The sequence below is a fragment of the Jiangella anatolica genome (assembly GCF_003236295.1).
Taxonomy (GTDB): domain Bacteria; phylum Actinomycetota; class Actinomycetes; order Jiangellales; family Jiangellaceae; genus Jiangella; species Jiangella anatolica.
Genome location: NZ_POTW01000091.1, coordinates 16645 through 29012, shown reverse-complemented (window position 1 = coordinate 29012; position 12368 = coordinate 16645). Strand labels below are relative to the sequence as shown.

Sequence of the window (12368 nt, the reverse complement as noted above, 5' to 3'; positions counted from 1 at the left end):
CTCACCCAGGCCGACCTCGACACCGTCGCCGACCAACTCAACACCCGCCCCCGCCACACCCTGAACTGGCAGACTCCAGCCCAGCGGCTCAACCAGCTGCTCGTTGCAACCACCACTTGAGCCTGCCGATAGCAGCCCAAAAGGTTGATGATCATGGGAATCCACAGGGGGCGAGCGGACCGGAGCGGGGGCAGCCAACGGCGAGGCGTGCCCAGACTCCCCCCGTCCCCCTGATAGCTGCCCGTTCTTGGCCGGGACGACGCGGGTCAAGTACGCGCCCCGCAACCACAGACCACACCAGCCACGAAGGGCGCGGACTTGAGGCGCGTCGGCCCGGCCAAGAAAATGGGCAGCAGGGGGACGGCCAACGGCAGCACAACGGCCCACTGCGGCACCGTGGCCAACGCGGCAACGCGGCCAGCGCGCCAACGCGGCCAGCGCGACCAACGCGTCAGCGCGCCGCGACCTTGACGAACAACGCGAGCGCCGGGCCGACCCGCGGGTCGGCGGCCAGGTCCGCGCTCACGTCGCGCAGCGTCGCTGCGACCTGGGACTCGCGCTCCGGCGTCAGCTCCGCGGCCGGGCCGGAGACGCCGAGGGCGCCGCGCAGCTCGCCGCCGACCCGGATGGCGACGGCGACGCAGCGCAGGCCGCGGGCGCACTCCTCGTCGTCGACGGAGTAGCCGCGGTCGCGGATGCGGCGCAGCTCCGCCTCCAGTGCCCGGCCGGTGATGATGGTGCGGTCGGTGAGGCGGGCGAACGGCTCCGGCGGGAGATGATCCCGCGCCGCGTCGTCGGTCAGCGCGGCCAGCATCGCCTTGCCGCTGCCCGCGGCGTGCGCCGGTGAGCGTCCGCCCTCCTTGCCGGTGAAGTGCACCGGCCGGTCCGGGAACTCGACGCACAGGTCGACGCTCGCGGCGCCGTCGAGGGCCGCGTACTTCGCCGTCCAGCCGACCTCGTGCGCGACCGAGCGGACGTAGGGCCGGAGCAGGTCGACCGGCGTCCCGCTCTCCAGGTAGGCGGTGACGATCGGCAGCACGCCGTGGCCGAGCACGAACGCCGGCCGGTCGTCGACCCGCAGCACGAAGTCCTGCTCCTCCAGCACCGCGAGCAGCCGGACCAGCGTGCTCTTCGGCTGTCCCGTGGTCTCGTGCAGGTCGGTGAGCGTCACCGGCCCCGGCCCGGTGGCGACCCGCACCAGCAGGTGCAGCCCGCGGGTGAGCGCGTGCGAGTGGTAGTGCGCGCGGTCGCCGCTCGCGGACGTCTCCATGGCCTTCCCCTCTCGCAGGTGTGGAAGCTGGTTCCACAAAATCGCCCGAGTTCGGTCGACCTCGGCCGCTCCGAGCAGACTAACACCGGCCCCCGCCGCCGCCGATCAGCGCTGGCCAGGACGGAGACCCGCAGGCTGGCCGGGCCGCTCACCACGTCCCATTGACATGGCACGAGATTCCATATAGTCATGTTCCACCGTTTCGCCCCCGCCTCCGAGGAGTGAACGATGAGACGCCCGCACCGACGTACCCTCGCCCTGCTGGCGGCCGCGGCCCTGCTCGTGGGCGCCGTGCCCGGCGGGTCCGCGACGCCGGCGCCCGGCGCGCAGCTCGCCGAGACCCAGCACCCGATCGTCAACCCCTCGTTCGAGGACTCCCCGGCCGGCGCGGCGCCGACCGGCTGGACGGTCACCACGACCGGCACCGGCGGCTCCGCCCTCGTCACCGCCGCCGACGCCGCGGCCGGCGACCAGAGCCTGCGCGTCATCCAGCCGGCCGGCAGCACGGTGACGGTGGTCAGCAGCGCGACGCCGATCGTGCAGGAGCAGCGCCTCTCCATCCGCGGCCGGCTCGAGCTCGAGGCCGGCACCTCGGCGTCGCTGATGATCCAGTACCGGCGTGCTGACAACGTGCGCGTCGCCGACCGCCAGATCGAGCTGCCCGCCGGCTCGTCGGGCTGGCAACAGCTCGACGTCAAACTGGCCGCCCCACCGTTTGCCACCAAGGTGGTGGTGATGATCCGTGCCAACGCCACGGGCGGCGGCACGACGCTGGTCGACGACCTGGAACTGCGCGAGGAGGCGCCCGAGGTCTACGATCCGGTGCTCGGCCAGCAGCAGGAGTTGCTGATCGACGACTACCGCATCGACTCGGTCACCGATCTGGAGCGCGTCGTGCATCCCGGCACCAAGACCGGCCCCGTTCTCACCCCCACCGAGCCGTGGGAGTCGAACATGGTGCAGCTCTACGGCTCGGCGTTCTACGACCCGTCCTACGGCAAGTACCGCATGTGGTACGCCGGTATCAGCGGCGGATGGCGGCTGCTGTACGCCGAGAGCGACGACGGCCTCACCTGGACCAAGCCGGACCTCGGCCTGGTGACCTACCAGGGATCGACCGCGAACAACATCCTCATGGCACCCGGCGGTGGCGGCGGGGTGGTCTACGACCCGCACGACCCGGACCCGAACCGCCGCTACAAGCTGCTGCAACTCGTCAATCCGCCGCGCACCTACCAGGCGTTCTTCTCCCCCGACGGGTTCACCTGGACGCCCTCGCCGGTCAACCCCGCGCTGCCCGCCGCCGACGTGATCACCGTCGACTACGACGAGGAGAACGGCCGGTTCATCGCGATGTCCAAGCAGCCCTACGGGGTCCGGGCGTTCTTCCTCTCCACGAGCACGGACTTCGTGCACTGGTCGACGCCGGAATACGCCCTGGCCGCGGATGACATCGACCGGCAGACCGCCTACGACAACGGCTCCTTGGAAGCGCAGACCTACGGACTGCCGGCCATGGCCTACGGGAACGACTACGTCGGGTTCCCGTGGCTCCTGGAGATCACCGAGCTGGCGCCTGACGGCACCACCGGCGGCGGCGTCGACGGGCCGTCGTACGTGCAGATCGCCGCGTCCCGCGACCTGCGGCACTGGCACCGCCCGGACAGGTCGCAGGTGGTCGAGCTCGGGCCGGACGGGACCTGGGACGACGGGATGATCTTCACCAGCAGCAACCTCATCGTCACCGACACCGAGGTGTCGATGTACTACGGCGGCTGGGACGACACGCACGGTGTGCCCGGCGGCCAGCGCAGCGCCGCCATCGGCAGGGTCAGCTGGCGCAAGGACGGCTGGGTGTCCATGCGGGCCGGCGCCACGACCGGCACGCTGACCACCAAGGAGCTGGACGTGTCCGGCGACTCGCTGTTCGTCAACGCCGATCTCGGCAGCGGCGGTTCGCTGCGGGCGGAGATCCTCGACGCCGCCGGCGACCCGCTGCCCGGCTTCGGCCTGGCCGACTCGAACCCGGTCACCGGCGACCAGCTGAAGGCGGAGCTGACGTGGGACGGCGCCGACTTCGCCGCGATCGCCGGTCAGCCGCTGCGGATCCGGTTCCACCTCACCGGCGGCGATCTGTACTCGTTCACCGTCGCCGACGCGGCCACGGTCGCCTTCGGCGGCGCCGACTCGGGCGTGGAGAACCGGGCCGGCGACGACGAGCGGACGCTGGTCGACGAGGTGTGGGCGGAGGGGCCGTTCCGCGACCACGCGGCGTTCGTCCGCACCGTCCGGGGCGTGGCCGAGCGCTGGCGCACCACCGGACTGCTGAGGAGGAGCGAGGCGCAGGCGATCCAGGTCGCCGCGGCCCGCTCGGACATCGGACGAGGCTGAGGAGACCCGTTGATCGTCGACGTGCACACCCATTGCAACACCTCGGCCCACCACGGCCGGTACGAGCAGGACCGGGCCCGGATCTACGGCGGCCGGCCGGAGAACCCGCCGGACAAGTACGACGAGGCGATGGCCGACGTCGACGTCTCGATCGTCGTCGGCTTGCGCGCGACCCGGCTGGGCGTGGCGACGCCGAACGAGTACGTCGCCGGCTTCGTCGAGCAGACCACCCGGCCCGCCATCGGCTACATGGCGCTGGACCTGTGCGACGACGACGTCATGGACCAGCTCGAGGACGGCCTCGCGCGCGGGCTGAAGGGCGTGAAGCTCTACCCGATCCTGGCCGGCTTCGACGTGCGCGAGCCCAAGCACGACGCGTTCTTCCGCGAGGTGGCAAGGCTCGGGGTCCCGCTGCTCATCCACACCGGCACCAGCGCCTCCAAGGATGCGATCCTGGAGCTGAGCCATCCGCTGGTGTACGACGGACTGGCCCGCCGGCACCCGGACGTGCGGATGGTGCTGGCGCACATGTCGCACCCCTGGCAGCGCGAGTGCGTGATCGTGCTGCGCAAGCACGCCAACGTCTACGCGGACGTGTCGGCGATGTGGCTGCGCACGATGGAGGGCTACCAGGCCATCGTCCGGGCCCAGGAGTGGGACGTCGTGCACAAGCTGATGTTCGGCTCGGACTACCCGATCTGGACGCCGCGGCAGGGCATCGAGGGGCTGCGCGCGATGGCCCGCAAGGACTGGTCGCCGTTCCCCCAGATCGAGCCGGAGACGATCGAGGACATCCTGCACCGGAACAGCCTCGAGTTGCTGGGCCTGGAGCGGCCCTGACGGATCAGGGCCGCTCCAGCCAGTCGGCGTGGCGCTGCGCCAGCGCGGCCCGGAACGCCTCGTAGGCCGCGTCGGAGGCGCCCTGGTACGGCGGCAGCAGCGCCAGCGGGAACCGCGGGTCGCGCACCTTGGCGAAGATCTTGTCGAACGCGCCGTCCATGTGCGGCCCCGGCCCGACCGCCCGGCGCAGCTCGCCGCTCAGCTCGAGCAGCTGCGCACAGGTCGCCAGCAGGGCGTCGGTGTCGCGCGCGACCCCGGCGTCGAAGTACTCGCGGGCCAGCTGAGGCCGCACCGACGCGATCGACACCAGGAAGGCGGCCGGGCCGACCAGGCTCGCGTAGCTGTAGGTCGCCTCGGTGAAGAAGTGCCGCAGCGCCGGCGCCTTGGCGAACAGCCCGTGCACGGTCGCGTAGTCGGCCCTCGTGTGCTTGACGGCGACCAGGTTCGGGTGCGCCGCCGCCAGCGTGGCGTAGTCGTCCGGGGTGAGGATGCGGCCGGACCGGACGAGGTTGTAGTGCAGGAACTCCGCCTCCGGGAAGCGCCCGCAGGTCTGCGCGAAGAACGTCGCCAGCTCGACGTCGTTGAGCGCGCCCCAGGACGGCAGCGACAGCTGGAACGACCGGATCCCGCGGGCGACGCAGCGCTCGATCCGGCCGATCACCACCGGCAGCGACGGGCTGATCAGCCCGACCATCGGATCGACGCCGTGCCGCCGCGACTCGTCCGCGAACACGTCCACGACCTGGTCGAAGCGGCGCTCGTCGACGGCGTAGCCCTCGCCCGCGGTGCCGAAGACGTACAGGTGGCGCAGGTCCTGCGCCACCTGGTCGGCGATGCTGGCCCGGAACAGCTCCTCGGCCAGCTCGCCGGACTCGTCCCACGGCACGCAGCAGGCGGCCAGGATCGTGCGTGGGTATCTCGCGTCGTCTGTGCTCAAGGACCCACGTGCCCTTCGATCCAGGCCGCGGAGTGCTCCGGCGCGCCCGGCGGTGTCGTGTGCCCGTCCGGCTCGGACAGCACGTGCAACTCCACCTCGCTGGCCACGCTGCGCGTCAGGGTGACGTCGTCGTGGTACGAGACGCCCGCCGCCTGGATGGCGCCATAGATCATCACGTCCACGGTCACCGCGTCGGCCGGCGCCACCGCGCTGACGGACACGTCCTCCCAGGTGCTGCTCGCCGCGGGCGCCACGAACTCGTAGGCGACGCGGGCGCCGGAGGCCTTGAAGAACTCCAGGAACATCGTGGCCGGTGTGCCGGACTCGGTGTACACCCAGCTCGTCGCCGTGTACTGCGAACCGGGCTCGGCCGGCAGCCGCGGGGTGCGCACCGCGACCCCGGTGCCGCTCACGTTCTCCACCCGCAGGCTGCGGGTCCCGGTATGCGCCTGCGCGGTACTGGGACCGGCGGTCTGCGTCCTCGGCAGCGGGTCCATCGTCCATGGCGCCGGCCAGCCGCCGGTCAGGTCCTCGAACGACGGGTTCACGATGTCGGCCACGGGGAGTCCGGTGACCGCGGCGGCGCTGAGTGCCCGGGCCGCCTCGATCGCTGAGTCGGTGCCGACGCGCACGTCGCGGTCGCCGATGACGATGTACACCGGGCGCCCGACCAGCGGGTCGAGGTGCGCCGCCAGGCTCAGCTCGTCGACGAACGGCACCGACGCGGCGATCGCGAACTCGCTCAGCTGCCGCAGGTCCGTCACCGGCGCGTACCCCACGGCGCAGGCCACGCGCGGGTCGAACGCGGCGTAGCGCAGCGCCAGGAAGCCGCCGCGGGAGGTACCGGCAACGGCGATGCGGTCCGGGTCGACCAGTTGCTCCACGTCGATGAGATGGTCCAGCACCTGCTTCAGGCGCACGTTGAAGTCGGCGACGAAGTCGTGCTCGTCGACCGCGAGCTCCGCCCAGCCCGGCAGCCCTTCGGACTTGCCCGGATACAGGTGGCCACCGTGGCAGGGCGGGTCGATGGAGACGCAGAGGTAGTTCGCCGGCGGTTCCACCAGGATCGTGCCGGCCTGCAGGTGGCTGCTCGTGAGCGCCCGGTCGATCGTCAGGGAGAGGATGACCAGCGTGGGCGCCGGCGCCGACGGGATGGTCCCCAGCAGCCCGTACCCCACGTCGCCCGCCGGCCCCGGTGCGGTCCCGTAGACGACGGAGAACGGCGCCGCCTGGGCCGGGCCGGCGGTGCTGGTCAGGGCGCCCGCCGTGCCGGCCGCCACGAACGACGCCGCGGTGCCCTTGAGCACCGTGCGCCTGGAGAGATTCGTCATGTCCCGGTCCTCCTACGCGAGGTAGATGGCGCTGAGCTTGATGGACGTGTTCGCGGTGCCGGCGAAGACGCCGCGGATCCGGATCCGCTCCGGCGGCGCGGCCGTGCCCGGCCAGGTCACCGGCGTGCGGAAGCCGTTGGTCGAGACGACGGCGGTGTTCGCCCCCGAGTAGCCGGCCAGCGGCGTCAGGTGCTCGTCGAGCAGCTCGAGCCGCAGCGTCGCGTTCGCCCCGAGCCCTTCGACGTTGACGAAGACGTCCGGCGCCTCCGTGCGGACGCCGATGTCGATCGGCGCGGTCAGGAACTCGCTGGTGATCTCCGGCATCTGGTAGTCGCCGGTGCCCTTGGCGCGCAGGTCGACGACGAGGTCGCCGAACCGGTCCTTCGGCAGGACGGCGATGCCGACGCCGCCCCGCCCGGCCCGCGGCTCCGGGTCGTCGCTGGTCCGCGGGTCCCAGGCGCCGTAGTAGACGAACGTCTCGTTGCCGACATGCTCGAACCCCTGGCCCTGCAGCACGCCGCCGGCGTCCCAGTCGACGGGCGTGACGGCGAGATCGTCGTGGTAGGACACCCCTTCGGCCTGCGTCGTGCCCCAGACCATGACGTCCAGCGTCTCCGTGCCCGCCGGCGCGGTCTCGGTCACCGTCACCTTCTGCCACGTCGAGCTCGCGGCCGGCTGGACGAACTTCGAGCCGATCCGGGTGCCGGCGGCGTTGAAGAACTCCAGGAACAGCTGCGCCGGCGTCTCGTCCTCGGTCAGCACCCACATCGACGCCGTGTACGGCCCGCCCGGCTGTGCCGGCAGCCGCGCCGAGCGCACGCCGATGGGTGTGCCGGCGACGTTCTGCACCCGCAGGCTCCGGGTGCCGCTGTGCGCCTGCGCGGTGCTGCTCGACGCGGTCTGGCCACGAGGCGGCGGGTCCAGCGTCCATCCCACCGGCCAGCCGCCGGAGAGCTCCTCGAACGACGGGTTTCCGACGGTGACCGGCGGGACCAGCCCGCTGCGCTCCAGGAACGTGAACTCGTGCGCCGGCTCGCGGAAGTTCACGCCGTCGTTGCTGATGACGAGGCCGAGGTCGATGCCGATGTCGTCCCAGTCGGCGGCGCCGTGCCACTTGCCGACGAGGCCGATCAGCACGTTGCCCCGGTTCCAGACGCTGACGCCCTCGTGCTGCTGCTCGCCCTCCAGGCTGCGGCCGGCGCCGAGCAGCGTGTGCTGAGCGGTGCGGGCGAAGGCCATGACGTTCGTCTGCGACCAGCTGACGAAGTCGCCGGAGATCCAGCCGCGCGCGACCCGGCCGTGGTACGGCCGCACCGAAGGGTTCCCGTTCTGCCCGGACAGGTGGTAGTTGCCCTCCCACCGGTACAGCCCGCCAACCGGCTCGGCGTGCAGCGCCGGGATGACCAGGTCGCTCTCGTCCAGCATGAAGTCCACCGGCGTGATGCCGGTCAGCGAGGTCCAGCTGAGCCCGTCCGGGCTGGCGAACAGCGCCAGCGTGCCGTGGTTGTTGCCCCGGTTGTCCCAGTAGACGTGCGCCGCCATCTTGTAGCGCAGGTGCGGGTCCGGGTCGTCCGGCTCGTGCAGCACCTTGACGTTGAGGACGCCGATGCCGGGGTCCATCGCCACCAGGTTGTTGGCGGTGCTGCCGCGGTAGGTCACCAGGCCGAGGTCCGGCTTGGTCCAGGTGACGCCGTCGGTGCTCTCGGCATAGGCGACCTTCCACCACTCGGGCCGGCCGCCGAGCTCGTTGCGCTCGTCGCCCACCGCGCAATACCACATGCGGTAGACACTGCCGACCTTGATCACCGAGCCGTAGAACTGCGCCGCCCACGAGTCCGGCTCCCCCGGCCCGCCCCGCGGGACGACCGGGTTCGCCGGGTGCTTGACCGGCGTGCGCAGCTCCACCTTGAGGTTCTGCACGAACGGGATCGAGACCTGGTCGAACGCGAAGAGGGTGATCTCGCCGCCCGGCACGGACGTGGCCGCCACCTCCGTGCCTTCGGCGGCTCGGACGCCGGCCAGGGCGAGACCGCCGGCGGCGGCGCCGGCCAGCCCGGCTCTGCGCGTGAATCGCATGGGCTCCATCTCTGCCACCGCCTTCAGTCCACGTAGATCGCGCTGAGCTTGATGTTCGTGTTCTGCTCTCCGTCGAAGTAGCCACGGAGGCGGACCTTCTCCGGGACCCGGCCGCGGCCCCAGGAGAGCGGTGTGCGGAACCCGTCGGTGGTGACAACCGCCGCATCGGCGCCGGAGTAGCCGGGGATCGGGGTGAAATCGTCCTCCAGCAGCTCGAACCGCAGCGTCGCGCCGTCGCCCAGACCCTCGGCGTTGACGTGGAACCGCGGCCGCCGGTGCCGTGCGCCCAGCACGATGGTGGCGGTGATGAACTCGCTGGTGACCTCCGGGATCTGGTAGTCGCCGTCGCCCTCGGCGCGCAGGTCGACCATCAGGTCGCCGAACCGGTCCTTCGGCAGGACGGCGATGCCGACGCCACCGCGGGGCGGCAGCGGCACACCGGGGATGTTCACCCGCGGGTCCCAGGCGCCGTAGTAGACGAACGTCTCGTCGCCGATGTGCTCGAAGCCCTGGCCCTGGATGACGCCGCCGCGGTCCCACTCCGCCTCGCCCTCGCCGGAGCCGGGCCAGCTGATGCTGACGTCGTCGTGGAACGACACCCCGGTGGCCGCGGTCGCGCCGTACACCGCCACGTTGAGCGTCACCGTGCCGGCCGGCGCGACGGCGGCCAGCGTCACTTCCTGCCAGTCGGGGGAGGCACTGGGCTGAACGAAGTGGTTCACCAGCCGCCGGCCGCCGGCGTCGAAGAACTCCAGGAAGAGCTGGGCCGGTGTGCCGCTCTCGGTGAGGGTCCACACCTTGGCGGTGTACTCCACGCCCGCCTGGGCCGGCAGCTTCGGCGTCCGTACCCCGACCGACGAGCCGCTGACGTTCTGAACCCGCAGGCTGGTCGTGCCCGTGCGGGCCCGCTCGGTGCTCGCCGCCGCGGTCTGCGCCCGGTTGGCGTCGAGGATCCACGGTGCCGGCCAGCCGTCGCCGTCGAGCGTCTCGAACGACGGGTTCACGACGAGTTCGGGCGGCGGGCCGTCGCCGCCGCGCGGGATGAACGTCCACTCGTGCGCCGGCTCGCGGAAGCTCAGGCCGTCGTTGCTGACCAGGAAGCCCAGGTCGATGGTGACGTTCTGCCAGCTCATGTCGCCGTGCCAGCGGCCGACCACGCCGAGCAGGATGTTGCCGCGGTTCCACACGCTGATGCCCTCGTGCTGCTGCTCGCCGTCGAGGCTGCGGCCGGGGCCGAGCAAGGTGTGCTGCTGGTGCCGGATCCAGCTCGCCGTGCTGGTCTGCTGCCACTGGATGAAGTCGCCGGACTCCCAGGTGCGCCCGACGCGCCCGTGGTACGGCCGGATCGACGGGTTGGCGTTCTGGCCGGAGGCGTAGTACGTGCCCTTCCACTTGTACACGCCGCCGACCGGCTCGGCATGCAGGGCCGGCAGCAGCAGCTCGTCGGGGACCATCTCGGCGTCGACCGGAGCGATGTCGGTCAACGAGGTCCAGGTCAAGCCGTCCGGGCTGCCGTAGACCGCGAGCGTCCCGTGCCGGTTGCCCTTGTTCTGCCAGTAGACGTGGCAGCCCATCTTGTAGCGGCGGCTGGGGTCGTCGTCGGGGTCGTGGAGCACCTTGAGGTTCAGCACGCCGATCGGCGGGTCCATGCGGACCAAGTTGTTGTGGGTGCTGCCGCGGAACTCGACCAGGCCGAGGTCGGGCTTGGTCCAGGTGACGCCGTCGGTGCTCTCGGCGTAGGCGACTCGCCACAGTGCGGACGTGCTGCCGGTGTGCTCCGCCCGCTCCTCGGCGCTGACGGCGCAGTACCACATGCGGTACACGTCGCCGACCTTGATCACCGAGCCGTAGAACTGCACCGCCCACGAGTCCACGGAGCCGGCGCCGCCGCGCGGGACGACCGGGTTGGCCGGATGCTTGACGGGGTTGCGCATCTCCAGCTTGAGGTTCTGCACCGAGGGGATCGACACCTGGTCGAACGCGAACAGCGTCAGCTCGTCCAGGTCGTCGGTCCAGTGCACTTCTGTCGCCGATGCGGTCGTGCCGGCGAGGGTCCCGGCGCCGGCCAAGGTGAGGCCGCCTGCCACCGCCCCGGCCAGCCCTGCGCGCCGGGAGAACTTGATCTCGTCCATCGACTGGCTCCTGTTCGTCGAACCGGACAACGCGGAAAGGTGGGGACGAGAATTCATGGAAGCTGGTTCCATGTCAAGGGTCGCTGACCTGTCCTTCTGCGTCGATGGCGGTCAGTCGATCGCTGATCACGGTCTTGACATGGCACCAGATTCCATATCTGATGAACGGCATGCGCATCACCGAGGTCGGCCCGGTCCTGCTCACCGGGCCGTCGAGCAACGACTCGTGGATCACCTTCGCCAAGCGGTGGCGGACGGCGGCCTTCGTCGAGATCCGCACCGACATCGGCCTGACCGGCGTCGGCGAGACCTACGCGGGCTACTTCGGGCCCGAGCTGGTCGGCCCGGTGGTCGACTACGTCCGGCCGATCCTCGTCGGGGCCGACACCACCGATCCGCGCGAGCTGACCGCCCGGATGCGGCGCTCGCTGACCTACCTCGCCCGCGTCGGCGCCGGCGCGGCCGTCATCGCCGGCGTCGAGGCGGCGCTGTGGGACCTGGCCGGCAAGGCCGAGGGCGTGCCGGTGCACCAGCTGCTCGGGGGCGCGCACTACGACCGGCTGCCCGCCTACGCCACCGGCGGACCGTCGCCGTGGCCGGCCGACCAGCTCGAACGCAAGGTCGACCGGTACCTCGAGCTGGGGTTCACCGCGATCAAGGTCGCCTCGGGCTACCTGGACATGGCCGAGCGGACCCCCGTCCCGTCACCGCCGGGGCCCGGGGGCGCCGCCCAGGTCGAGGTGGAGAAGCTGGAGCTGTTGCGCGGCCACGTGGGCAAGGACGTCGGCATCATGCTCGACGGTCACATGGGCCACCGCAGCGGCATGGCTCGCTGGGACCTGGCGACCGCGACGGCCGTGCTCACCGCGCTCGAGCCCTACGACCTGACGTTCTTCGAGGAGCCGCTGCCCTACCGCGACCCCGGCGAGTACGCGGAGCTGACCCGGGTGTCGCCGGTCCCGGTGGCCGGCGGTGAGCAGCTGAGCAGCTACGACGAGTTCCGGCTGTGGATGGACCGCGACGCGTTCGCGGTCGCCCAGCCGGACGCGTCCTGGCTCGGGCTGTCCGAGTTCGTCGACGTCGGCCGGCTGGCCGAACGCCGCGGCGCGATGGTCGCCTCGCACGCCTGGAGCGCCGGCGGCGGCGTCATGCAGAACATCCATGCGGCCTTCGCGTCGCCGGCGGCCCTGATTGTGGAGATCCCGCCGGACGCCGGCGAGCTGCACACGCTGGTCTGGGGCGACAACCTGGTGATCGAGGACGGGCAGGTGCTGCGGCCCGACGCGCCGGGGCTGGGGGTCACGCTGTCCGACGAGGTCAAGGAGCGGTTCCCGTTCCGGCCCGGCATGGAGGAGTTCTCCAGCGTGCCGGGCAAGCAGCTGCGGAGCTGA

At 71.5% G+C, this 12368-nt stretch carries 8 protein-coding genes and 1 pseudogene; 4 read left to right on the top strand and 5 right to left on the bottom strand.

The genetic code is table 11. The annotated features are described in order from the left end of the window. Nucleotides 1-120: pseudogene (locus C1I92_RS35075) on the top strand (IS30 family transposase); the annotation flags it as partial. A 331-nt stretch (nt 121-451) separates the two neighbouring features. On the opposite strand, the gene C1I92_RS26575 reads toward C1I92_RS35075, so the two are convergent. After that, the gene (locus C1I92_RS26575; RefSeq protein ID WP_111257649.1) at nt 452-1270 is read right to left on the bottom strand and encodes an IclR family transcriptional regulator; all 819 of its coding nucleotides are present in this window, start codon (nt 1268-1270) and stop codon (nt 452-454) included. Nucleotides 1271-1498: 228 nt separating this feature from the next. On the opposite strand from C1I92_RS26575, the gene C1I92_RS26570 reads away from it, so the two are divergent. Continuing rightward, nucleotides 1499-3661 (top strand): glycoside hydrolase family protein, encoded by a 2163-nt coding sequence (locus C1I92_RS26570; protein ID WP_111257648.1) that lies wholly within the window; start codon nt 1499-1501, stop codon nt 3659-3661. Between the two features lie 9 nt (nt 3662-3670). Then, on the top strand, nt 3671-4501 hold the full coding sequence (locus C1I92_RS26565; protein WP_111257647.1) for an amidohydrolase family protein: 831 nt from the start codon (nt 3671-3673) through the stop codon (nt 4499-4501). Nucleotides 4502-4505: 4 nt separating this feature from the next. Here the strand turns inward: C1I92_RS26565 and C1I92_RS34050 are convergent, their stop codons facing one another. Genes C1I92_RS34050 through C1I92_RS26545 form a run of 4 tightly spaced genes read right to left on the bottom strand, consistent with a single transcriptional unit; the run spans nt 4506 to nt 10977 of the window. Then, nucleotides 4506-5438, bottom strand: coding sequence for a dihydrodipicolinate synthase family protein (locus C1I92_RS34050; RefSeq protein ID WP_158564290.1), 933 nt, complete (start codon nt 5436-5438; stop codon nt 4506-4508). Continuing rightward, the gene (locus C1I92_RS26555; protein WP_199521617.1) at nt 5435-6769 is read right to left on the bottom strand and encodes a prolyl oligopeptidase family serine peptidase; all 1335 of its coding nucleotides are present in this window, start codon (nt 6767-6769) and stop codon (nt 5435-5437) included. The genes C1I92_RS34050 and C1I92_RS26555 overlap by 4 nt, the downstream gene beginning before the upstream one ends. 12 nt (nt 6770-6781) lie before the next feature. Then, nucleotides 6782-8845, bottom strand: coding sequence for a hypothetical protein (locus tag C1I92_RS26550; protein WP_146605297.1), 2064 nt, complete (start codon nt 8843-8845; stop codon nt 6782-6784). Between the two features lie 23 nt (nt 8846-8868). Beyond that, the gene (locus C1I92_RS26545; RefSeq protein WP_111257644.1) at nt 8869-10977 is read right to left on the bottom strand and encodes a glycoside hydrolase family protein; all 2109 of its coding nucleotides are present in this window, start codon (nt 10975-10977) and stop codon (nt 8869-8871) included. A gap of 170 nt (nt 10978-11147) precedes the next feature. Between C1I92_RS26545 and C1I92_RS26540 the strand changes: the two genes are divergently transcribed. Then, complete coding sequence (locus tag C1I92_RS26540; RefSeq protein ID WP_158564289.1) at nt 11148-12368, top strand: mandelate racemase/muconate lactonizing enzyme family protein; 1221 nt, start codon at nt 11148-11150, stop codon at nt 12366-12368.

Bases quoted from the DNA above. Each gene is read 5' to 3' on its own strand.
- C1I92_RS26575 (WP_111257649.1), bottom strand. From the start codon at position 1,270: ATGGAGACGTCCGCGAGCGGCGACCGCGCGCACTACCACTCGCACGCG.
- C1I92_RS26570 (WP_111257648.1), top strand. From the start codon at position 1,499: ATGAGACGCCCGCACCGACGTACCCTCGCCCTGCTGGCGGCCGCGGCC.
- C1I92_RS26555 (WP_199521617.1), bottom strand. From the start codon at position 6,769: ATGACGAATCTCTCCAGGCGCACGGTGCTCAAGGGCACCGCGGCGTCG.
- C1I92_RS26550 (WP_146605297.1), bottom strand. From the start codon at position 8,845: ATGCGATTCACGCGCAGAGCCGGGCTGGCCGGCGCCGCCGCCGGCGGT.
- C1I92_RS26545 (WP_111257644.1), bottom strand. From the start codon at position 10,977: ATGGACGAGATCAAGTTCTCCCGGCGCGCAGGGCTGGCCGGGGCGGTG.
- C1I92_RS26540 (WP_158564289.1), top strand. From the start codon at position 11,148: ATGCGCATCACCGAGGTCGGCCCGGTCCTGCTCACCGGGCCGTCGAGC.